The 22572-nt window shown below is 67.8% G+C and carries 24 protein-coding genes; 20 read left to right on the top strand and 4 right to left on the bottom strand.

Annotated features, from left to right (window positions below):
• Positions 1–27: 27 nt before the first annotated feature.
• Together VMT40_RS04055 and VMT40_RS04050 are read right to left on the bottom strand one after the other, a co-directional pair.
• Complete coding sequence (locus VMT40_RS04055) at positions 28–858, bottom strand: SDR family oxidoreductase (RefSeq protein WP_326356599.1); 831 nt, start codon at positions 856–858, stop codon at positions 28–30.
• On the bottom strand, positions 859–2508 hold the full coding sequence (locus VMT40_RS04050; RefSeq protein WP_326356598.1) for an aldehyde dehydrogenase family protein: 1650 nt from the start codon (positions 2506–2508) through the stop codon (positions 859–861). It abuts the gene before it with no gap.
• Positions 2509–2664: 156 nt separating this feature from the next.
• On the opposite strand from VMT40_RS04050, the gene VMT40_RS04045 reads away from it, so the two are divergent.
• Positions 2665–3909, top strand: a complete 1245-nt coding sequence (locus VMT40_RS04045) for a PucR family transcriptional regulator (protein WP_326356597.1) — start codon at positions 2665–2667, stop codon at positions 3907–3909.
• 3 nt (positions 3910–3912) lie between these two features.
• Here VMT40_RS04045 and VMT40_RS04040 read toward each other — a convergent pair whose 3' ends face one another.
• Positions 3913–4179 (bottom strand): DUF2277 family protein, encoded by a 267-nt coding sequence (locus VMT40_RS04040; protein ID WP_326309983.1) that lies wholly within the window; start codon positions 4177–4179, stop codon positions 3913–3915.
• 177 nt (positions 4180–4356) lie between these two features.
• On the opposite strand from VMT40_RS04040, the gene VMT40_RS04035 reads away from it, so the two are divergent.
• Positions 4357–5181, top strand: coding sequence for a DUF1266 domain-containing protein (locus VMT40_RS04035; protein ID WP_326356596.1), 825 nt, complete (start codon positions 4357–4359; stop codon positions 5179–5181).
• Between the two features lie 79 nt (positions 5182–5260).
• Here VMT40_RS04035 and VMT40_RS04030 read toward each other — a convergent pair whose 3' ends face one another.
• Positions 5261–6190 carry a hypothetical protein gene (locus VMT40_RS04030; RefSeq protein ID WP_326356595.1) on the bottom strand — a complete coding sequence of 310 codons (930 nt, stop codon included), beginning with the start codon at positions 6188–6190 and terminating at the stop codon, positions 5261–5263.
• Positions 6191–6495: 305 nt separating this feature from the next.
• On the opposite strand from VMT40_RS04030, the gene ftsH reads away from it, so the two are divergent.
• From ftsH to VMT40_RS03940, 18 genes are all read left to right on the top strand, one after another.
• Positions 6496–8862 (top strand): ATP-dependent zinc metalloprotease FtsH, encoded by a 2367-nt coding sequence (gene ftsH, locus VMT40_RS04025; protein WP_326356594.1) that lies wholly within the window; start codon positions 6496–6498, stop codon positions 8860–8862.
• Between the two features lie 191 nt (positions 8863–9053).
• Positions 9054–9686, top strand: a complete 633-nt coding sequence (gene folE, locus VMT40_RS04020; protein WP_326357186.1) for a GTP cyclohydrolase I FolE — start codon at positions 9054–9056, stop codon at positions 9684–9686.
• 11 nt (positions 9687–9697) lie between these two features.
• The gene (gene folP / locus VMT40_RS04015) at positions 9698–10621 is read left to right on the top strand and encodes a dihydropteroate synthase (RefSeq protein WP_326357185.1); all 924 of its coding nucleotides are present in this window, start codon (positions 9698–9700) and stop codon (positions 10619–10621) included.
• 19 nt (positions 10622–10640) lie between these two features.
• Positions 10641–11036, top strand: a complete 396-nt coding sequence (folB, locus tag VMT40_RS04010; RefSeq protein WP_326356593.1) for a dihydroneopterin aldolase — start codon at positions 10641–10643, stop codon at positions 11034–11036.
• A 4-nt stretch (positions 11037–11040) separates the two neighbouring features.
• On the top strand, positions 11041–11574 hold the full coding sequence (folK, locus tag VMT40_RS04005; protein ID WP_326356592.1) for a 2-amino-4-hydroxy-6-hydroxymethyldihydropteridine diphosphokinase: 534 nt from the start codon (positions 11041–11043) through the stop codon (positions 11572–11574).
• A 16-nt stretch (positions 11575–11590) separates the two neighbouring features.
• The gene (locus tag VMT40_RS04000) at positions 11591–12061 is read left to right on the top strand and encodes a DUF3180 domain-containing protein (protein ID WP_326356591.1); all 471 of its coding nucleotides are present in this window, start codon (positions 11591–11593) and stop codon (positions 12059–12061) included.
• A 69-nt stretch (positions 12062–12130) separates the two neighbouring features.
• Positions 12131–13114: a DUF6779 domain-containing protein gene (locus VMT40_RS03995; RefSeq protein ID WP_326356590.1), complete on the top strand. Its 984-nt coding sequence runs from the start codon at positions 12131–12133 to the stop codon at positions 13112–13114.
• A 122-nt stretch (positions 13115–13236) separates the two neighbouring features.
• Positions 13237–14163, top strand: coding sequence for a Rossmann-like and DUF2520 domain-containing protein (locus VMT40_RS03990; RefSeq protein WP_326356589.1), 927 nt, complete (start codon positions 13237–13239; stop codon positions 14161–14163).
• Between the two features lie 7 nt (positions 14164–14170).
• Positions 14171–15097 carry a pantoate--beta-alanine ligase gene (panC, locus tag VMT40_RS03985; protein ID WP_326356588.1) on the top strand — a complete coding sequence of 309 codons (927 nt, stop codon included), beginning with the start codon at positions 14171–14173 and terminating at the stop codon, positions 15095–15097.
• A 12-nt stretch (positions 15098–15109) separates the two neighbouring features.
• A complete protein-coding gene (panD, locus tag VMT40_RS03980) occupies positions 15110–15529 on the top strand; it encodes an aspartate 1-decarboxylase (protein WP_326309973.1) in 420 nt (139 codons plus the stop codon).
• Positions 15530–15542: 13 nt separating this feature from the next.
• The gene (locus VMT40_RS03975) at positions 15543–16346 is read left to right on the top strand and encodes a type III pantothenate kinase (RefSeq protein WP_326356587.1); all 804 of its coding nucleotides are present in this window, start codon (positions 15543–15545) and stop codon (positions 16344–16346) included.
• Between the two features lie 193 nt (positions 16347–16539).
• Positions 16540–17169, top strand: a complete 630-nt coding sequence (locus tag VMT40_RS03970; protein ID WP_326356586.1) for a cysteine dioxygenase — start codon at positions 16540–16542, stop codon at positions 17167–17169.
• On the top strand, positions 17166–17597 hold the full coding sequence (locus VMT40_RS03965) for a rhodanese-like domain-containing protein (RefSeq protein WP_442789898.1): 432 nt from the start codon (positions 17166–17168) through the stop codon (positions 17595–17597). Before VMT40_RS03970 ends, VMT40_RS03965 begins: the two co-directional genes overlap by 4 nt.
• A gap of 178 nt (positions 17598–17775) precedes the next feature.
• A complete protein-coding gene (gene lysS, locus VMT40_RS03960) occupies positions 17776–19242 on the top strand; it encodes a lysine--tRNA ligase (protein WP_326357183.1) in 1467 nt (488 codons plus the stop codon).
• Between the two features lie 117 nt (positions 19243–19359).
• Positions 19360–19722 carry a histone-like nucleoid-structuring protein Lsr2 gene (locus VMT40_RS03955; protein WP_326309968.1) on the top strand — a complete coding sequence of 121 codons (363 nt, stop codon included), beginning with the start codon at positions 19360–19362 and terminating at the stop codon, positions 19720–19722.
• Between the two features lie 205 nt (positions 19723–19927).
• On the top strand, positions 19928–20551 hold the full coding sequence (locus VMT40_RS03950; RefSeq protein ID WP_036545715.1) for an FHA domain-containing protein: 624 nt from the start codon (positions 19928–19930) through the stop codon (positions 20549–20551).
• A gap of 159 nt (positions 20552–20710) precedes the next feature.
• On the top strand, positions 20711–21340 hold the full coding sequence (locus VMT40_RS03945; RefSeq protein ID WP_326356585.1) for an anthrone oxygenase family protein: 630 nt from the start codon (positions 20711–20713) through the stop codon (positions 21338–21340).
• Positions 21341–21530: 190 nt separating this feature from the next.
• Positions 21531–22484: an esterase/lipase family protein gene (locus VMT40_RS03940; RefSeq protein ID WP_326356584.1), complete on the top strand. Its 954-nt coding sequence runs from the start codon at positions 21531–21533 to the stop codon at positions 22482–22484.
• Positions 22485–22572 lie beyond the last annotated feature (88 nt).

The raw sequence follows: 22572 nt of genomic DNA, 5'->3' as shown, positions 1-22572 counted from the left end.
GCCGACCCTACGACGAGCCAGGTCGAGCTAGTCGCGCACCCGATGCTCATAGGCCTTGCGCGCGTCGGCGTCCACGTCGTCGAGGAACGCGGTCTGCGCGCCCAGCGCCCGCCCGAGGGCATCGCCCCACGCCTCCGGCAGGAGGCCCACCACCTGCGAGATGAGGCCCGCCACCGTGGTGACGCGGACCTTGGAGCGCGGCGCGACGATCAGCTTGGCAATGGCGTCGGCGATCTCCTCCGGCTCGGCCGGGCGCAGCGCCTTGGGTGCGGTAATGCCCGTTCCCAGTTCGGTTTTGGTGAGCGTCGGTAGCACCGAGGAGAAGCGCAATCCGGTGCCCCGATACTCCTCGCGCAGCGTGTCGGTGAAACCCAGCACCGCGTGCTTGCTGGCGTTGTAGGTGGCCAGACCCGGAATGTGGGTCTCGCCCGCGAGGGAGGCGATATTGATGACATGGCCGCGCCCGCGCGGCAGCATGCGCGCGATGGCCAGCTTGGAGCCCAGGATCACGCCGTACACGTTGATGTCGAGAATGCGTTTGGTGATCTGATCCGGCTCGTCCACCACGCGCCCGGTGGGCATGATCCCGGCATTGTTGATCAGCACGTCCACCGGTCCCAGGCGCCGCTCCACGTCGTCCAGGAACGCCTCGAACGACTGGTGGTCGGTGACGTCCAACCTGCCGTAGACGTCGAAACCCCGTGCCGCGCCGGACTCCTTGACCGTCGTCTCGTCGATATCGCCGATGGCGATCTTCGCGCCCAACGCCTGCAGGGCGGTGGCGGTGGCCAGGCCGATGCCGCGCGCCCCACCGGTGATGACGACGACCTTCCCGGCGATCGTTCCGAAGTCGCTCATCTACATCCCCCGTACGGTCTTGATAATGGCGGGCAGGTTGATCCGCCGCAGTCCGCGCGTGCCCGCGGCCCGCATGGCCGCCATGGCGAAGGTCAGCTTGGGCGGCGAATACGGGAACCACAGCGGCTCTTTGGTCTGCGTCGGCAGGAGCGGCTTGGTGATCGCCTGCTGACGGCAGTACTTGCGGACACCATTGGCCCCGCCCCAGCGCGCGCCCGTGCCCGACAGACCCCAGCCGCCCATGGGCAGCGCGAAGCTGAACATATTGGAGAAGACGTCATTGATGTTCACCGCGCCCGCGTTCAGTTGGCGCGCAACGCGTTCGGCGCGATCCTTGTCGCCGGACCAGACGGAGGCGGACAGGCCGTAGATCGAATCATTGGCCAGCGCAATGGCTTCCGCCTCGTCGGCCACCTTCATGACCGGCAGCGTCGGGCCGAAGGTTTCCTCGGTCATGCAGCTCATGCTGTGATCCGCATCGGCCAGCACCGTCGGTTCGAACAGCGTCCCGACACCGGTTCGCTTGCCGCCGGTGGTGATTCGCGCGCCCGCCTTGACGGCCTCCTCGACGTGTCGTTGCACGATCTGCGCCTGGTTCTCGTTGGCCAGTGCGCCCATGTCGAATTCGGGCTTGCGGCCGTCCACACCCTGGCGGACCTCCTTGACCGCGGCGGTCAGCTTGCGCAGAAACTCTTCGTACACAGGCGCTTCCACGTACACCCGCTCCACCGAGATGCACACCTGACCGGCATTGAACAGCCCGCCGAAGGCGATGCCGTGCGCGGCGCGATCCAGGTCGGCGTCGGCCAGCACGATGGCCGGATCCTTGCCGCCCAGCTCCAGGCTGAACGGAATCATGCGCTCGGTGCAGGCCGCCGCGATCTTGCGACCGGTGGCGGTGGAGCCGGTGAACTGAACGTAGTCGGCGGTGCCGACCACGGCCGCGCCCGTCTCGCCCGCACCCGTGACCACCTCGAACACCGGCGGCGCGCCGATCTCACGCCAGCCGCGCGCCAGCTCGACCGCCGAAAGCGGCGTCACCTCGGAGGGTTTCAGGATGACCGCGGCACCGGCGGCCAGCGCCGGGACGACATCGATGACCGGCATGGCCAGCGGGAAGTTCCACGGCGTGATCACACCCACGACCTGATACGGCCGGAACACCGTGGTCAGCTGCTTGACCCGGGCCAGCGGGCTGTGCGGCGAAGGGTGTTCGTCGGCAAGGAATTTCGCGGCACGCCGGGCGTAGTAGCCGGTCAGGTCGATGGAGAAGGCGGGATCGATGAGCGCGTCGACCCGGGCCTTGCCGGTCTCGGACTGGAGCACATCGGCGAGGCGATCGGTGTTGTCCACCAACCAGTCCTGCAGTTTCAGCAGCCATTCCTTGCGCCCGTCGGGGCCGAGCGCCTCCCAGGCGGGCTGGGCCGCGCGCAGGGCGCGCACCTTGGCCGCGACCGTCTCGGCCGAATCGATGGGCACCGTGCCCGCCAGCGCGCCGGTGGCCGGATTGCGGACCTCGAGTTCGGTGGCCGCCTGCGGGGCCTCCTGTTTCGGGGCCTGCTGCTTCGGCGCGGCCTTGGCGGCCGTCCCGGCGGGCTTACGGGTCCCGGTCTTGCGGGCCGTGCCCGCGGCGGGTTCGGTATTGGTCACGGTATGCCTTCCCCACGTGCGCTACATTGCGACGGCGAGCTGTGTGGCAGCTCACTGGACTATGATCGTGACACAATTTCGAGGGCCGATGCTTGGCCAATCGAGTCAATTGTTCCGGTCGGTTTTGTGCCCTGAGTACAACTGGGGAGGTCTTTCGTGGCGACGACGCCGAACAGCGCGGAGATCCGCCAGTGGATCGCCGACTTCGTCGCCGAGACCCTGCCCCCCGAAACTCTCGAACAGGTCGTCACCCGCCTGGACGACGCCATCATCGCCCGCATTCCGGAACTGCGGGACCGGGACATGCGCCGCGATCTCGCCGCCAGCAGCCGCGCCCACGCGGTCGAGGTGCTCAGCGGCCTCACCCAGGACCGCTTCCACTACCCGGTGCCCGAGGAGGCGCACGCCTTCGCGCGCACCCTCGCCCGCCGCGGCTACGACGTGCGCCTGCTGCTGCGCGTCTACCACCTCGGTCAAGAGGCCGTCATCGACTACATGACCGAGGTGCTCGAACAGCGGCAGCTGCCGCCGGACATCGAAAGATCGGTGCTGCTGCGGCTTTTCGACCGCACCACCCGGTGGGTGAGCACCTCGGTCGAGACCCTCACCGACACCTACATGGCCGAACGCGAACGCGGCCTGCGCGCCGCCTTCACCCAACGCGCCGAAATCGTGCGCAGCCTGCTCGACGGTGCGGAGGTGGACACCGAAAGCGCCTCCGCCAGACTCGGATACCGGCTCGCACAGCGGCATGTGGCACTGGTGCTGTGGACCGACGAGGACGCCGCGCCCCTGCCGGATGGCACCGGCGAGGCCGTCGGCCTGCTGGATCGGATCGTGGCCCGCTACGCGGCCGCCCTCGGCAACGGCAGTCTGCTCACCATGCCGTCGGGGGCCTCGGCGCTGTGGGCCTGGATCGGGCTGGACGGCGAGGGGCCCGCGGCCGCGGACCCGGCGTGGTCGGTGGACGCACCCGTGCGGGTGGCGGTCGGCGCACCGGCCGCGCACACCGCCGGATTCCGCGCCAGCCACCGGGAGGCCGTCGCCGCCCGCCAGGTCGCCGAGCGCGCCCGCCCGGGCGCGCCGCGGGTGACGCACTACGCGGAGGTGGAGGTCGCCTATCTGGCGGGCACCGACGAGGTCGCCATGCGGTCGCTCATCGATCGGGAACTGGGCGCGCTCGCCGCGCCCGACGCGCAGTCGGCGCGACTGCGGGAAACCCTGCATGCCTATCTGCGCGCCCGCCGCAGCCCTGACGCGGCCGCGAAACTGCTCGGCGTGCACAAGAACACGGTGCGATACCGGATTCAGCGCATAGAAGAACTACTCGGTCACTCGCTCGACCAGCGCGGCGCCCGGCTGGAAATGGCGCTCGACTGCGTGGCGGTCTACGGCGTGTGAGTCTCAGCTCGCCTCTTCGGTGACGGTGTCGCGAACCCGGCGGCGCACCGGCGCCTCGCCCTCGGAGGGACGCCGATCCGGTAATTCCGCCAGCAATTGGGTGGTGGCCGCGGCAATGGCCGCCACCGCCTTGTCGACGGCCGTCTTGGTGGCCGTCGTCAAACCCGACACCCCGCCGACCTTGCGCACGTATTCCTGTGCGGCGGCATAGATTTCCTGCTCCGTGGCAGCCGGGGTCAGCCCGCGCAGGAGGGTGATGTTCCCACTCATGCCCCCAGAGGTTAGCGCCCGATTACCCCGTGTGACAGGGCAAGATTCAGACATTTGCCCGACTGCGCCGCCCAAATTTCGGACCGAACGGTTTGCTGACCATTCGCACCGGATCATCCCAAGACTGTCGGGCCGCGAACCAGCCGGAGCGAAGCGGAGGCAAATTAGACTCACGGTATGCCTGCCCGCGACGTGCCTACGTTGACGACATTTCCGTATCCGGAGCTGGATGAGCGCGAGGATGATCATTGGTCCGGCGCGCAGGTCTCCGACGACGAATTGCGTGCTCTGTCGCTGGGGGGTTTCTACTCCGCCCGCTGGGACGCCTTCCACGACGCGCTGCTGCTCGGCCCCGAACGCGAACACCCGCTCGGCGATCGCCGAGAGCTTGCCATCGACACCCTGACCGGCGCATGGGGCATCACCGACGGCACCGAGGCCATGGCCTCCATGGAACAACTTCTCGACGGCATGCACGGCCCGCTCTACGCCCTGGTGCATCCGCTCGTCATGGCCGCCATCAACTCCCCTGAACGCGATCGCTTCGGCGAGCGCGCCGATCGGCACCGCGCCTTCTTACGGCAGGTCGGATCCTTCCGCGGCATGGAGAATCCGGAGGCGCTGGTCCGCGATTACGACATTTGGTCGCAGGCCATCAAGCTCGGGCTCACCGACCATCTGGTTCGCCCCCTGCCGACCGATATTCAGGCCTGGGATCTGGCCCGCGTGGTCGCCGTGGCCCGCATGGCCTACACCGCCGGTTATCTCGACGCCGACGTGGCCTGGGACTACCTCATGCGTGCCCTGCCCCCGGCCCAGCGCAAATACCGCAACTGGCGGCAATTCGGCGATGCCTATCTGGCCGGATGGACCTACTGGCAGGCGTGCGAGGATCTCGCGGAACTGAAATCCGGTGGCGTGGACCGGCGATTGGAATTGCTGCGCCTGTGGATGCGGCCCACGAGCCCGTGGCGACGCATCACCCTGCAGCCCGACGAATAGCCGCGCGCGCCAATACCGAAAGCTCGTGAAGGGCTGGGGGCTTGGCCCCCAACCCTTTCCGTCGGTCCGGCCTTTTCCGTCAGTCCGGCAGGGACCGCAGAATTCCGCGCCCGTAGCGCTGGAACTGCGCGTCGTCGACCATGCCGAGCGAATGCCGCTCGACCAATAATTCCCACTCCGAGTACAGCTTGGCCACGCCCGGATCCGCAGGACCCGCCGCGCCATCGGCCACCTCGCGCTGGATGGCGAAATTCAAAGCGCCCGTGACCCGATCGGTGTCCGCCCGATCGGTGCCGGTGAAATGCCAGGTCAGATTGCCGTCGCTGACCTCGACCCCGTATTCGCCCGGCGCCGTGGCCGGAGCGTCGGCCTCATCGGTGGTGCGGGCCCACAGCAGGGTCGCGATGGGTAGCTCGTGGGCGAAACGCTTGCCCGAGCCGAGCGAGACGAAGATCAGCCGGGTGGTGGTGACGGCCAGCAGCCCGGTCGCCTTGGGTGCGGGCGGCTGCGCGGTGACCAGCGCGGTCTCCAGCACGTACTCGTCGGCCGTGACATAGCGCTGCAGCGCCGCGACGGCCGGTTTGGCATCCCGCTTCGGGGCCATCCGCCGCACCGCGCGGTCCACGTCGGCGCGGCTGGGCCCGGTGCGGCCCCAGGAGGGCGCGGGCGGGGTCAGATCGGGCGCGGCCACGTCCAGGCGCTGGGTGGCCAGCACCTGATTGTTGATGCGCTCCACGATGACGGTGGCGGCGGGCACGTCGTGTTCGGCGATGAGCACCGGCAGCGGGGTCCGGTCGGCCGGAACTCCGGTCAGGACGGGTGTGGGGTAGCGCAGGTAGATCTCGATGACGACGGCGTCATCGGCGCGCCGGTTCAAGCGCACCTTGAGCAGGTCGCTGACCGGCACGTCGAGCACGCGCTCGCCGTCCGTTCCGGGCCGCAGCACCGTCAAACGCCCGTTGCCATGGCGCACAATCGCCGTGGGTGTCCGTAGCTCGACTATGTCCATACCCCCTGCGCTCTGTTGTGTCGTCACTCACGATAGGACGACCATGCCATGATTGTGACCACTCGGTCCGACACCAGGGGGTGATCGATCCGATGTGTTGCCGCAGATGGTCGGGGAACCACCCGCGTTCTCCAGCCGTTTACTTGCTGAACTGCACTACCTGCCGAACTGCGCGATGTATCGACTAGACCGTACGCGGTAACGTGGCATGTCCGCATCCGTTCGCCGGAACGGGCGTGCCACGCAAGCATCGCAGGCAAACCGGATACCCCCCCCGGAAAGGACTGGCCGCCGGCCGACGCTCTATGAACCGCAAGACTGTGTTCCGCAACCTGGCCATAGTCGCGGGCTTTCTGCTCGTGATCTGGTTGGTCAGCTATTTCAGCAACGACACGCGCGGCTGGCATAGCGTCGATACCTCGGTGGCGCTGTCCCAGCTCCAGGACAAGTCCAATGTCGAATCGGTCCAGATCGACGACAAAGAACAGCAGCTGCGCATCACGCTGAAGAACGGCAACGATGCCACCAAGGGTGAGACCAAGCTCATCGCCAAGTACCCGGGCGGCGGTGAGGTCTCCGCGCAGATCTTCAAGGCCGCCGAGGATTCCGGCGCCAAGGTCAACACCACCGTCAAGCAGGATTCCTGGCTGAGCCAGATCCTGCTGTTCATGCTGCCCATGGTGATCCTGCTGGGCCTGTTCATCTTCGTGATGGCGCGCATGCAGGGCGGCGGCCGCGGCGGCATGATGGGCTTCGGCAAGTCCAAGGCCAAGCTGCTGTCGAAGGACATGCCCAAGACCACCTTCCAGGATGTGGCGGGCGCCGACGAGGCCATCGAAGAGCTCTACGAGATCAAGGACTTCCTGCAGAACCCGGCGCGCTACCAGGCGCTGGGCGCGAAGATCCCGAAGGGCGTGCTGCTCTACGGCCCGCCCGGCACCGGTAAGACGTTGCTGGCCAAGGCCGTTGCCGGTGAGGCCGGGGTGCCGTTCTTCACCATCTCCGGTTCGGACTTCGTCGAGATGTTCGTCGGTGTCGGCGCGTCTCGCGTGCGCGACCTGTTCGATCAGGCCAAGCAGAACAGCCCCTGCATCATCTTCGTGGACGAGATCGACGCGGTCGGCCGCCAGCGCGGCGCGGGCCTCGGCGGTGGCCACGACGAGCGTGAGCAGACGCTGAACCAGCTGCTGGTCGAGATGGACGGCTTCGGTGAGCGCACCGGCGTCATCATCATGGCCGCCACCAACCGCCCCGACATCCTGGATCCGGCGCTGCTGCGCCCGGGCCGCTTCGACCGCCAGATCCCGGTCGGCAACCCGGATCTCAACGGCCGCCGCGCGATTCTGCAGGTGCACTCCAAGGGCAAGCCGATCTCGCCCGACGCCGATCTCGAGGGTCTGGCCAAGCGGACCGTCGGCATGTCCGGCGCGGATCTGGCCAATGTCATCAACGAGGCCGCGCTGCTCACCGCGCGCGAGCACGGCAACGTGATCACCGGTGCGGCCCTGGAGGAGTCGGTCGACCGCGTCATCGGCGGTCCCCGTCGCAAGTCGCGGGTGATCTCCGAGCACGAGAAGAAGATCACCGCCTACCACGAGGCCGGGCACACCCTGGCCGCCTGGGCGATGCCCGATATCGAGCCCGTCTACAAGGTCACCATTCTGGCCCGCGGTCGCACCGGCGGCCACGCCATGACCGTGCCCGAGGACGACAAGGGCCTGATGACCCGCTCGGAGATGATCGCCCGCCTGGTCATGGCCATGGGCGGTCGCGCGGCCGAGGAACTGGTGTTCCACGAGCCGACCACCGGTGCGTCCTCCGATATCGACCAGGCCACCAAGATCGCGCGCGCCATGGTCACCGAGTACGGCATGAGCGCCCGCCTGGGCGCGGTCCGCTACGGCCAGGAGCAGGGCGACCCGTTCCTGGGCCGGTCCATGGGCATGGCCTCGGACTACTCGCACGAGGTGGCCCGCGAGATCGACGAGGAGGTGCGCAACCTCATCGAGGCCGCGCACACCGAGGCGTGGGCGGTGCTCAACGAGTACCGCGACGAGCTGGATTCGCTCGCCACCGCGCTGCTCGAGCGCGAGACCCTGCACCGCAAGGATCTCGAAGAGGTGCTCACCACCGTCGAAAAGCGCCCGCGCATCACGGCTTTCAACGATTTCGGCGATCGCACCCCGTCGGACCGCCCGCCGGTGAAGACACCGCGCGAGCTGGCCGCCGAGCGCGGTGAGCCGTGGCCGGAAGAGGATTCGCGGCCGTCGCGTCCGGTTGCCCAGCCCGCCAACGGATATCCGGAACCGGCCTACGGCGGTGCCCCGCAGTACGGCGGCTACCCGGCCCCCGCGCCGCAGGGTTACCCCCTGCCGCAGGGCGCGGCCTACCCGCGCCACGGTGGCGCCCCGACACACGGTTCGCGTCCGGACTACGGCGCTCCGGCCGGTTGGTCCGCGCCGGGCTGGCCGCCGGAGGAGGAGACGCAGGCGCCGCAGCCGCGCGGCGCGTACGGCGGCTGGGCGCCCGCGGGCAATCAGCGCTACCAGCCCGGCGGCGGGCAGTACCAGCCGGGTTACGGCCAGCAGCCGGACTATCCGACCGGGCAGCAGCCCGCCGGGAATGACGAGGACGAGAAGAACGGTTGGGACGGACCGAACGGTCGTCGCTGATCGCGGTCCCGATACGCTCAATGGGTTCGCGGCCCGGCTCGGGCCGGGCTCGGCAGCCGGGTGCACACCCCGCCGCCGGGCCCGCCCGAGTGGTCGGCGACCGCGTCCAGGCCGCGTCTGCACGTGCGGCAAGTCAACACAGGAGGTGTCGATTGTCGGCCACCAACAACCACGTCCTCGAGCAACACGAGGTGAGCGCGCTCGACGAGGACGGCGCGACCAGCGTGACCGGGCCGATCGCGCTCGACACCGGTCGGCCCTTCGATCAGGAACGCGCCGAGAAGGCCGTGCGCGAGCTGCTCATCGCGGTCGGTGAGAATCCGGACCGGCCCGGCCTGGCCGACACCCCGGCACGGGTGGCGCGGGCCTATCGGGAAATGTTCGCGGGCCTGTTCACCGATCCGTCCGAGGTGCTCAACACCACCTTCGACGAGGGCCACCAGGAGCTGGTGCTGGTCCGCGACATCCCCATGTACTCGACCTGTGAACACCACCTGGTTGCCTTCCACGGTGTCGCGCACGTCGGTTACATCCCCGGTCCGAGCGGGCGGGTGACCGGACTGTCCAAGCTGGCCCGCGTGGTCGACCTGTACGCCAAGCGCCCGCAGGTGCAGGAGCGGTTGACCAGTCAGATCGCCGACGCGGTCATGGCCAAGCTGGAGCCGCGCGGCGCCATCGTGGTGATCGAGGCCGAGCACCTGTGCATGGCCATGCGCGGCATCCGCAAGCCCGGCGCCTCCACCACCACCTCGGCGGTGCGCGGCCTGCTGCAGTCCAACGCGTCCTCGCGCGCGGAGGCCCTCGACCTGATTCTGCGGAAGTGAGCGCACCCGCCATGGCCGAGAGCGGTACGCGGGGGGCCGGATTGGTCGTTCCGCGTGGGGGCCGCTCGTGCGTGGTGATGGGCGTGGTGAACGTCACCAGCGATTCGTTCTCCGACGGTGGCCGCTATCTCGATCCTGCTCTGGCGGTCGCGCACGGGCTCGAGCTGTACGAGCTGGGCGCGGACATCATCGATGTCGGCGGTGAGTCGACCCGCCCCGGTGCGGTGCGCATCGACCCGGAAACCGAAGCGGCGCGCGTGGTTCCGGTGATCCGGCGGCTCGCCGCGGCCGGGGTGCCGACCAGCGTGGACACCATGCGCGCCAGCGTGGCCGAGGCGGCCATCGAGGCGGGCGTGTCCATGGTGAACGACGTCTCCGGCGGCCGCGCCGACGCGGACATGGTGAAAGTCGTTGCGGCGACCAAGATTCCGTGGATCCTCATGCACTGGCGGGCCGACGCCGACTATCGGCACACCGGTCCGGCCGAGCAGTACGACGATGTGGTGAGCAAGGTCTGGGAGGAGCTGAACGCGCAGGTCGAGTTCGCCCTCGCCGGTGGCGTCGACTTCGGGCAGCTGGTGCTGGATCCAGGCCTGGGTTTCGCCAAGAACGCCGATCACAACTGGGAGTTGTTGGGCGGCATGTTCTATCGCATGACCGAGCTGATGGACGCGGGTCTGCCGGTGCTGATCGGGGCCTCCCGCAAGCGTTTTCTCGGCGCGCTGCTCGCGGACGACCAGGGTCCGCGCCCGCCGGACGGCCGCGAGGTGGCCACGGCCACGATTTCCGCCCTGGCCGCCGAGCACGGGGCGTGGGGCGTGCGCGTGCACGATGTGCGGTCCTCGCTGGACGCCATCGCGGTGGTCGACGCGGCCACGAACGCGGCGCGGCGACTGCGAGATCGGTACCGGCGCGCGGCGGGGGAGCAGCCGTGAGCATTGCGGGGGAGTCGCTGTGAGCATTGATCGCCTCGGATTGTCCGGGGACCGAATCGAACTGCGCGGTCTGCGTGTGTTCGGCCATCACGGCGTCTTCGATTTCGAGAAGCGCGACGGCCAGGAGTTCGTCGTGGACGTGACGCTGTGGACCGATTTCACCGCCGCCGCCAAATCCGACGACATCGCCGACACCGTCCACTACGGTGAGCTCGCCGAGCAGGTGGTCGCCATCGTGTCCGGTGAACCGCGGGACCTGATCGAGACGGTGGTCTCGCGGATCGCCGACGACATCATGGCCGATCCCCGCATCCAGGCCGTGGAAGTGGTGCTGCACAAGCCGTTCGCGCCGATTCCGCATACCTTCGAAGACGTCCGAGTAGTCACATCCCGCCGTCGCGAACCGGAGGAGTAGAGCGGTGACCCGCGTAGTTCTGTCCATCGGATCCAATTTGGGCGACCGCCTGGCGCACCTGCGCAGCGTGGTGTCGGCGCTGGGCCCGCGCGTGGTGGCGGTGTCGTCGGTGTACTCCACGCCGCCCTGGGGCGGGGTGCCGCAGCAGGACTATCTGAATGCCGTTCTGGTGGCCGAGGATCCGGCCCTGGAGCCGTCGGACTGGCTACGGCTGGGCCAGGAGCTGGAGCAGGCCGCGGGACGGGTGCGCGAAGTCCGCTGGGGCGCGCGCACTCTCGACGTGGACGTGGTGTGGGCCGAGCAGCGCCGCCGCGATGTGCGGGTGGTGGTGACCAGCCTGGACCCGGTGCTGACGCTGCCGCATCCGCAGGCCCACAATCGCGCGTTCGTGCTGGTGCCGTGGCTCGAGGTGGAGCCGGAGGCCCGACTGGAAGCGACGGGCGCGTCGCGGTCGGTGCGAGAGTGGCTGTCCGCCTTGGATTCCGCCGAGGTGGCGGGTGTGCGCCGCACCGAACTCAGTTTGGGATGGACGCCCTGATGCTGGAGTTGATGCGGTGAAGCCGACGCGCATTCTCGACCTGTCGGCGAATGTCCTGCTGGCCGCGATCGTGGCCTGGGTCGCCACCAATATGGCGTATTCGAGTTTCCCACCCATCTCGGTGTTCTCGGGCGCCTCGCTGATTCCGGTGGCGCTGCTGGAGCTGGTGCTGGCCTTGGTGATTCGGCAGCGCAAGGACAATCACGGCATCGGCCCGGGTTCCGGTCAGCTGCATCCGATCACGGCGGCCCGGGCGGTGGCGCTGGCCAAGGCGTCGGCGCAGGTGGGCTCGCTGGTGGGCGGCATCTGGCTGGGCTTTTTGGTGTGGCTGCTCATGCAGCGCTCGGATCTGCGTGCGGCGGCGTCGGATACGCCGGGCGCGGTGGTGGGGTTGATCGGCGGTGCCGGATTGGTGGCCGCGGCTTTGTGGCTGGAATATTGCTGCCGTGCCCCCATCGACCCTCCCGATGAAGCAGCTACTTCATAGCTAACGCTTTGATACTGATGATCGCCAAGGTGGGGGCCCGGTCCGGAAGATCACGCTACGCTGGCTGGCATGGTTTCACCCTCCCGTAGCAGTGCTTCCCGTCGGCGGCGGGAGGATGCGGGAAAGTTGTTCACCGGCTTTCTGCTTCTCCTCGGACTGGTTGCCAGCGTTTTCCTGATCTTCACCGACAACCTGCATCTGATCCGCGTTGGCCTGGTCGCGGCCCTGTGGGCGGCCGCCGTGGGTGCCCTCGCCGCCACGCGTTATCGCAGGGAGGCGGCCATCGACAAGGCGAAAGTCGGCGACCTGCAGAAGGTCTACCAACTCCAGCTCGAGCGCGAGGTTGCCGCGCGCCGCGAATACGAACTGGGCGTGGAGGCCCGGGTCCGCCACGAGGTGGGCGCGGACGCCGCGGAGATGGCCGCGCTGCGCGCCGAACTCACCGTCCTGCGCGAGAGTCTGCAGCGCCTTTTCGACGGCGACCTGCCCTTCGAACGCCCCGCCCTGCGCGCGGATGCCGTTCGGGTACAGGAACTTCCGAGCCGAGACGGCGCCGAAGCCCCGGAGGCGGCGAACAATAGCTGGCCGGACGCGGATCCGTGGGATCCCTGGTCCTCGCCGGATCAGCAGGAGGACGACGAGGACCCGCGCGCCCGCATCGCCCCCAAGTTCGATCCCGAGCATCCCGAGCCGCCCGCCTTCGCGACCCCCTTCGACGACCCGGTGACCGCCGAGACCTCGATCATCACCGACGCCATGCGCCAGGACTACGAGGCCGAACGCGCCGCCGAACGCGCCGCCGCCGAATCGGATTCGTCCGCCCCGACCCCGAACCCGGAGCCCGCCAAGGAAACCCGCACGCCCGAACCGGCCGCCGCGACCGCGCACGCCACCCCGATCCCGCGCCTGCACGCCGACCCCGCCTCGTCCACCCCGGTGGGCCGGGCCACCGCCCGGCGTCGCCGCCGCGACGACGCCCCCGACCCCGAAGGCACCCAGCGCCTCTCGGTCGCCGAAATCATGGCCAACCTGAAGTCCGAGAACACCCACTAGCCGCCGCCCGCCAGAGTTGCCTATCCCACATGTTGTGGCTCTGGCGAATGGGCGGCGATATCCTCGCCGAGTAACGTCCGGTACCCGCATGGCGGGACTGGAACGACTTTCGAGAGGACAAAGTGACCTCGGACAAGGATGTCTGGAGTGATCCTGCGCCCGCACGCCTGACGGTGGGAATCGTGTCGGCGGGACGCGTCGGATCCGCACTGGGCGCGGCACTCGAGCGGGCCGGTCATGTCGTATTCGGGGTATCCGCGATTTCGGATGCCTCGCTGCGGCGTGCCGCGACGCGGTTGCCGGATTCCCAGGTCCTGCCCGCCGAGGAGGTGGCCGCCCGCAGCGAACTGCTGCTCCTGGCCGTTCCCGACGCCGAATTACCCGGTCTGATCACCGGTTTGGCGGCCGCGAAGGCGGTCCGCCCCGGCACCATCGTGGCCCACACCTCGGGCGCGAACGGAGTCGGCATTCTCGCGCCGCTCACCGCGCTGGGCGCGCTGCCGCTGGCCATCCACCCGGCCATGACGTTCACCGGGCACGACGAGGATGTGGCCAGACTGGCCAACGCCTGTTTCGGCATCACCGCCGCCGACGACATCGGCTACGCCATCGCGCAGTCCCTGGTCATCGAGATGGGCGGCGAACCGGTGCGGGTCTCCGAGGAGCACCGCACCCTCTATCACGCGGCGCTCGCGCACGGCAGCAACCACCTGGTGACCCTGATCGTGGACGCCGTCGAGGCGCTGCGCGCCGCCCTCGCGGGCCCGGGGCTGCTGGGCCAGCAGACCGTCGACGATCAGCCGGGCGGTCTGGCCGAACGCATGCTCGCGCCCCTGGCCTCGGCGGCCCTCGACAATGCCCTGCGCCGTGGCCCCGCCGCGCTCACCGGTCCGGTCGCCCGCGGCGATGTGGCGGCCGTGGCCGCGCACCTCGAGGCCCTCGAAGCCGTGGATCCCCGCCTGGCCGCCGGGTATCGCGCCCAGTCACTGCGTTCGGCCGAACGCGCCAAGACCAACCCCGCCCTGCTCGACCTGCTGGAAGGACGCTGACCACCCCATGGATCCCAAACTGATCGGCACCTACAAGCGCGGCGAGTTGACCGTGCACCACGATCCGGCCATCATGACCAAGGTCGTCAAGGCCTTGAAGTCGGTGGGCCGCCGGGTCGCGCTGGTGCCGACCATGGGCGCGCTGCACGAGGGCCACCTGGAGCTGGTGCGGCTGGCGAAGCTGACCAACACCACGGTCATCGTGTCGATCTTCGTGAACCCCTTGCAGTTCGGCGCGAACGAGGATCTCGACAAGTACCCGCGCACCCTCGACGCCGATGTCGAACTGCTGCGTGGCGAGGGCGTCGAGCTGGTGTTCGCGCCCAGCGCGAACGATATGTACCCGTTCGGCCCCCGCACCACGGTGCAGGCCGGTCCGTACGGCGACATTCTCGAGGGCGCGACCCGCCCCGGCCATTTCTCCGGCGTGCTCACCGTGGTGTCCAAGCTGTTCAATATCTGCCAGCCGCACGAGGCGTTCTTCGGCGAAAAGGATTACCAGCAGCTGGCTTTGATCCGCCAGATGGTCGTGGACCTGAACATGGACGTGAAGATCGTGCCCGCGGCCACCGTCCGGGAGGCGGACGGCCTGGCCAAGTCCTCCCGCAACCGGTACCTGAGCCCGGAGGAGCGCGAGCTGGCCACGACCCTGTCGGCCGCGCTGCTGGCCGGTCGCCATGCGGCGGGCCGCGGTCCCGAGGCGGTGCTGACGGCCGCGAGCGAGGTGCTGGCGCTGGCCCCGCAGATCGAGCTCGACTACCTGGCCCTGCGCGGTTCCGACTTCTCCGAGGAGTGGCCCAGCGGCAATGCCCGCCTGCTGGTCGCGGCCCGGGTCGGCACCACCCGCCTGATCGACAATATGCCCGTCTCCATCGGCAAGCCGCTCGATGGTCAGCCCACCGTTCCCGACCAGCCTGCCCAGGCAACTCTCTAGGAGGCGACGACGATGTTGCGCACCATGATGACGTCGAAGATCCACCGGGCCACGGTGACTCACGCCGATCTGCACTATGTCGGCTCGGTGACCGTGGACCAGGATCTGCTGGACGCCGCCGATCTGCTCGAGGGCGAGAAGGTCTCGATCGTGGACATCACCAACGGGGCCCGGCTCGAGACCTATGTGATCGCGGGCGAGCGCGGCTCCGGCGTGATCGGAATCAACGGCGCCGCAGCGCATCTCGTGCACCCGGGTGATCTGGTCATCCTCATCGCCTATGGGATGATGGACGCCGAGGAGCTGAAAGACTATGCGCCGCATGTGGTTTTCGTCGACGAGCGCAACCGCCCCATCGAGCTCGGCACCGACCCGGCGCACGCACCCGAGGGGTCGGACCTGATCTCGCCGCGCACGCTCACCCTGGCCTGAGCGGCGGGCGGGCATGCTGCTCTGTATCGATGTCCGCAACACCAGCATCGAGCTGGGCCTGTTCTCCGGCAGCGGGGACCACGCGAAGCTGGTGCGGCAGTGGCGGATGCACACCAATCCGCTGCTGACCGCGGACGAATTCGCGCTGCAGGTGCGCGGCCTGATCGGCGCGGACGCCGATCAGGTGATCGGCGTCGCGGCGCTGTCCACGGTGCCGCCGGTCCTGCGCGAACTGCGGGAAATGCTCGCGCGGTATTGGGGTCACGTGCCGCACGTGCTGGTGGAACCCGGTGTGCGCACCGGTATTCCGCTGCTGGTCGACAATCCGAAGGAAGTCGGCGCGGATCGCATCGTGAATTGTCTTGCGGCATATCACCGTTTCCAGTCCCCGGCCATCGTGGTGGATTTCGGCACCGCCATCTGTGTGGACCTGGTGTCGGCCAAGGGGGAATTTCTCGGCGGCAGTATCGCGCCGGGGGTGGAGATTTCCACCGAGGCCCTGATTGCCCGCAGTGCGCTGCGCCGCGCGGAGTTGACCCGGCCGCGGTCGGTGGTGGGCAAGAACAGCATGGAATGTCTGCAGTCGGGCGCCATCTTCGGATTCGCGGGCCTGGTGGACGGGCTGATCGACCGCATTCGCGATATCGACGCCTTCTCCGGCGACGATGTGGCGGTGGTGGCGACGGGTGCGACCGCACCGCTCATCGTGCCGGAGTCGGAGACCATCGAGCACCACGAGCCGCATCTGACCCTGGACGGCCTGCGTCTGGTCTACGAGCGCAACCAGCAGCGCCGCGCCCGGGATACCCGCCCCTGAACAGACCGGCCGGAATAAAAGTGACGCAGTCGTCGCCGGGAGGCGCTATTGATTCCCGGCGCCGCACTGTTAGACTCGCCGACGTGTATTTCCGCGTGAGCACCCAGGAGTGTTGTCGAGGCTGATTCGCCTCGACGGTCGTCGAGGCTTCGTATAGCCCCCGACCACTTTCACATTCCTTGGAGTTTCGCTCATGCGTTCCTCTGTTCTCTCCCTACCCGTCGATACCCGTGCCGACGCCGCCACCCGTGCGAACACCTCGCGCCTGCTGCCCGAGGTGACCGAGCGGGCCACCGCCTCCGCCCTGCCGACCCGGCTGCGCCCGGCCGACCTGCTGCGTCTGACCGACGAGGGCGCCCAGGACGTGCTGGAGGGCCGCTACGACCACCTGCTGCCCGAGGGCGGCCTGTGGCCCACCGAAAACCGTTGGGCCGCACGGCTCGTCGCCGATGACGAGGTGGACATCTGGCTGATCAGCTGGGTCGAGGGCAAGTACACCGAACTGCACGATCACGCCGGTTCGCTGGGGGCGCTGACCGTGCTCTCCGGCGCGCTTTCCGAATATCGCTGGAATGGCCGGGAATTGCGCCGCCGCACCCTCACCGCGGGTGATCAGGCCTCTTTCCCGCTCGGCTGGGTGCACGACGTGGTGCGTGCGCCCGAAGCAGAAGCCGGAATCACCGGCCCGCTGAACCCGACTTTGAGTGTGCACGCCTATTCCCCGCCGCTGACGGCCATGTCCTATTACGAGGTCACCGGCCACGGCACCCTGCGGCGCACCCGTTCCGTCCTCACCGACCAGCCCGAAGGCGAACTCGAATGACCCACTTGACGATCGACGGCATGCTCGCCCACGCCCGCCAGCAGCTGCGTCGCCTGCTCCCGATCGAATTGCCGCAGGCCATCGCGCGCGGGGCGATTCTGGTGGATATTCGCCCGCAGGCCCAGCGCCTGCGCGAGGGCACCCTGCCGGGCGCCCTGGTCATCGAACGAAATGTCCTGGAATGGCGTTTGGACCCGACCAGTTCCGCCCGTTTGGCGCTGGCCGAACACCACGACGTGGAATGGATCATCGTCTGCTCCGAGGGTTACACCTCGAGCCTGGCCGCCGCCTCGTTGCAGCAGCTGGGACTGCGCCGCGCGACCGATCTGGACGGCGGATACCAGGCGTTGAAAGCCGCCGGACTTCTCACCGTCGCCGCGACCGCCCCGCACTTCGAGCGCGAGGTAGCCACGCTCGCCTGGGTCTGAGGTTCATCCCCGACCCGGTTTCACGGTTTATTGGCCGGGCGGCGGGAATATCGATTTCCGCCGCAAGATAGGCTAGAGACCCGTGAGCACCCCCACCCCCCCTTCTCCCGCAAACACCACTGTTTCCGCTGGACAAAAGCCTGCCGCGGCCGCCGTGGAGCATGACGTCCCCGAGCAGATGCGGATTCGTCAGGAGAAGCGTGAGCGGTTGCTGGGGGAGGGGCGCGAGGCCTATCCCGTGGTGGTGCCGCGGACGCATACCCTCGCCGAAATTCGCGCGGCCTACCCGGATCTCGAGCCCGATACCCAGACCGGCCAGCTGGTCGGGATTGCGGGGCGTGTCATTTTCGCCCGTAATACCGGCAAGCTGTGTTTCGTCCGGCTGCAGGAGGGCGACGGCACCCAGTTGCAGGCCATGATCAGCCTCAACGGTGTCGGTGCGGAATCCCTGGCGGCCTGGAAGGCCGATGTCGATCTCGGCGATTTCGTGCACGTGCACGGCGAGGTGATCGCCTCGCGCACGGGCGAATTGAGCGTCATGGCCGACTCGTGGGAAATGGCGGCGAAGGCGCTGCGCCCGCTGCCGGTGGCGCACAAGGAGATGAGCGAGGAGTCGCGGGTCCGCCAGCGCTATGTCGACCTGATCGTGCGCCCGGAGGCGCGCGAGATGGCCCGCACCCGGGTGGCGGCCGTGCGCGCGCTGCGAAACGCGTTGGAGCGCAGGGGATTCCTCGAGGTCGAGACCCCGATGCTGCAGACCATCCACGGCGGCGCGGCGGCCCGGCCCTTCGTGACCCACTCCAACGCCCTGGACATGGAGCTGTTCCTGCGCATCGCGCCGGAGCTGTTCCTGAAGCGTTGCGTGGTGGGCGGCATCGAGAAGGTCTTCGAGATCAACCGCAACTTCCGCAACGAGGGCGCGGACTCCACCCATTCGCCCGAGTTCGCAATGCTGGAAACCTACGAGGCGTACGGCACCTACGACGATTCCGCGACCATGATGCGGGAATTGATCCAGGAAGTCGCACAGGAGGTCTTCGGCACGCAGGTCGTGACGCTCGCCGACGGCACCGAATACGACCTGTCGGGCGAGTGGGCGACCGTCGAGATGTACCCCTCGCTGTCCGAGCAGATCGGTGTGGAGGTCACGCCGGAAACGACCGTCGAGGAATTGCTGGCACTCGCCGATCGGGTCGGTCTGGAAATTCCCGAGGGCAAGGGCTATGGCCACGGCAAACTGGTCGAGGAACTGTGGGAGCACGTCTACGGCGACAAGCTCTACGCCCCGACTTTCGTGCGCGACTTCCCGGTCGAGACATCGCCGCTGACGCGCCAGCATCGGAGCAAGCCCGGGGTTACCGAGAAGTGGGACCTGTACGTGCGCGGCTTCGAACTCGCCACGGGCTATTCCGAACTCGTGGATCCGGTCATCCAGCGTGAACGTTTCGTGGATCAAGCACGTTTGGCCGCGGCGGGCGACGACGAGGCCATGCGTCTGGACGAGGACTTCCTCGCCGCGATGGAGCACGGTATGCCCCCCACAACCGGAACGGGTATGGGTATCGATCGTTTGCTGATGGCCCTGACTGGCCACGGAATCCGGGAAACGATACTCTTTCCAATTGTGCGTCCGGCGGCCAGATAGTTCTTCCGGATTGCATTTCCGGGGCCTGTTCTGGGACTATCGGAATTAGCGGTATTCTGGCGTCGGGTAATCGGCCTGACTATGCGGGTCGCACGATTTCGAGAGGACGTTCATCTCATGGCAAAGAAGGTCACCGTTAGCTTGATCGACGATGTCGACGGTGAGTCCATCGCGGAGGAGACCATCGAGTTCGCTATCGATGGCGTGTCCTACGAGATCGACTTGTCGACGGAGAACGCGGCCAAGCTCCGGGACGGTCTGGAAACCTGGGTTTCCGCCGCTCGACGGGTGAGTGGGCGGCGTCGTACCAAGGTGGCCGGTGCTCCGGCCGCGGGCCCGAAGAACCGGGTGTCGATCGATCGCGAACAAAGCGCGGCCATTCGTGAATGGGCGCGCCGGAATGGTCACAAGGTGTCCGCTCGTGGTCGTATCTCCGCGGACATCACCGAGGCTTACAACAAGGCCGCTGCTAAGAACTAGTTGTCCGACTAGTCGCCGATTCGACTGCCGTCCGGGTGTTTCGTGCGAACCCGGGCGGCAGTGGTTTATTCATACGGTTTGCGTATAACGCCAAGATCACTCCGCCGGGCTCGAGCCACGATCTTGCTCGTGCCCCGGCGGCCAGGCACCATTGAAACGTGCGGACGATGTCACTGGCTGGAACTAGAGAAGAGGTATCGGCGCAGTGACCGCATTCCACGGTTCCTTCCTGCGAGTCAAGGATCAAGAGGGACGCCAGCACGAGCTGATGCTGTCCCCTGACCAGCCCCGCATCACCATCGGACGCTCCCCGCAGGCCGACCTCTCGCTCTTCTGGGACGTGGAGGTCTCGCGCCTGCACGCCACCGCCGAATACCTGGGCGCGCACTGGACCATCGTGGACGACGGGCTTTCCCGCAACGGCACTTTCGTCAATGGGGATCGCCTGGTGGGTCGACACCGGCTGCAGCCCGGCGACGTCATTCGCATGGGTACCTCGCGGGTCACCTTCCACGACTTCTCCGGTGCCGCAGGCGATGTCACGCAGACCTCCACCGGCGGGCTGCCAACCCTGCGCTCCCTCACCGAAACCCAGCGGTCGGTCCTGATCGCCCTGTGTCGCCCGCTGCGCGGCAATGACGGCTTCGCCTCGCCCGCCTCGAACCAGCAGATCGCCGCCGAACTGTTCCTGAGCGTGGATGCCATCAAGACCCATTTGCGCGCACTCTTCGCCAAATTCGGCGTCGAGGATCTCCCCCAGAACCAGAAGCGAGTCCGCCTGGCCAACTTGGCCATGCAGTCCGGTGTGATCTCCGAACGCGACCTCTGACCCTGGGGGTTCGGGGGCGAAGCCCCTGAGAGTTAGGAGAGTTCGTCTCACGCATGCGTGCGAGCTTCTGAGCCATGGGTTTCGAGGCCCGCTGGCGATTGACTGGATGCAGTCGATCACCCGGAACTCACGGGTGGCAGGTCCAGTCAGGAGATCACAATGTTCGCATTTCGTACGGCCGCTCTGGTGGCGGCGACATTGACCACCGGGCTGGTCGCCGGTGTTTTCTACGCCTACGCCATCTCGGTCATGCCCGCGCTGCACCGAGCCGACGACCGCACGCTGATCGATGTCATGCAGAAGATCAACGTGGTCATCATCAACCCGTGGTTCATGCTCGGATTCCTGGGCACGGTCGGCTTCACCGTGCTGGCGGCCGCGCTGCACCTGGGCAAGGGTTCCCGCACGACCCTGATCTGGATCGGAGTCGCGCTGCTGCTCAATATCATCGCCTTCGCCGTCACTTCCGGCCTGAACGTGCCGCTCAACAACCAGCTGGCCAATGCCGGTGACGTGGGGCAGATCGGGGATCTGGCGGCGGTGCGCGCGCAGTTCGAAACCTCCTGGGTGCGTTGGAATGTCGTCCGCGCGTTGCTGCACACGCTGGCCTTCCTGGTGCTGACCGGGGCGCTGTTCGTGGCGGGCATGCAGCACGCCCGGGCGGGCGCGGTGGCGCAGGCGGCCCCGGCGGCGTCGGCGGCGTCGGCCTGGCCCTTCCCGGTGCAGCCCGGCTTTCCCCCGGCCCAGCAGTTTGCCCCGCAGCCCGGATTCGGTTCCGGTCAGCGGTAATTCGCTCGAATTTCCGGCGGTGGCCGGGACCCGGTGTGCGGCTTCGCAAGTCGCCTGTGGGTCCCGGCCACCGCCGTTTTCCTGTACTAGAACGAGTTTCAGACCCTACTCGTCAGTAACCCATCTCCCTTGCTTGTTTCCCGATTAGGTTGACGGAACGCGTTCTAATTTGGGAGGGAACATGAGAAGGATGCCCACGCGTCGAACGCCGGGATCGCTGCTGATCATGGCGGTGCTGGCAATGCTATGGATCGGCTCGAGCGGTGCCGCGCATGCGGAATATCCGGTCACATACAACTTCTTCGCGGGCATCCCGTACGAGCTCGCCAATCCCGGCGGTTCCCTGCCCGGGGCCAATGACTGGTCCTGCAAACCCACCGCCGCGCACCCCGATCCGGTGGTGCTCATTCACGGCACCGCGGGCGGCGCGCAGACCAACTGGGGCGCGTACGCGCCGCTGCTCGCCAATGAGGGCTACTGCGTCTTCGCGCTGACCTACGGCAGCCTCGACGTGCCGTGGCCGCTCTCGGCCATGGGCGGCATGAAGCCGATCCCCGAAAGCGCCGCGCAGCTGGCCGCTTTCGTGGACCGCGTGTTGAACGCGACCGGCGCGGCCAAGGTGGACTTCGTCGCGCACTCGCAGGGCAATACGGTCGGCGACTACTACATCAAGCGGCTGGGCGGGCACGGCAAGGTGGACAAGTTCGTCGGCATCGCGCCGCCGTGGCTGGGCATCTTCGGCGATCAGATGAACGTGCTGCGCGAGTTCGGACACCGACTCGGCGTGGACGCCGACACCGTCGACTCCATTCCGACCATGAGCGCCATCTGCCAGGCCTGCCCGGAGATGCTCGGCAACTCCTCGTTCATGAACGCCCTGAACGCCGACGGCGTCTACGACCCCTCGGTCACCTACACGAACCTGGCCTCCGACTTCGACGAGGCGGTGTGGCCCTCGGTCGCGCTGGTTCCCGCGCCCAATGCCACCAATGTCCGCATGCAGGACGGTTGCCCCACCGACTTCTCCGATCACATGGCCATCGCGGGCAGTCATCGCGGGGCGATGGTCGCCCTCAATGCCCTCGATCCGGCGCATCCGCGGGCGGTCCCCTGCGAGTTCGTTCCGCCCTTCACAGGGGACTGACCGGCTTGTTCGCTGTGGGCGTAGACCAAGTGGAAACGGTCCGCGCAACTGCCCCGTTATGACTGAATGAGTCGTACTGAGGCCGGTT

Source organism: Nocardia sp. CDC160 (assembly GCF_035818795.1).
Taxonomy (GTDB): Bacteria; Actinomycetota; Actinomycetes; order Mycobacteriales; family Mycobacteriaceae; genus Nocardia.
The sequence above is the reverse complement of the archived record's forward strand: the minus strand, read 5'-3'. Positions and strand labels throughout refer to the sequence as shown.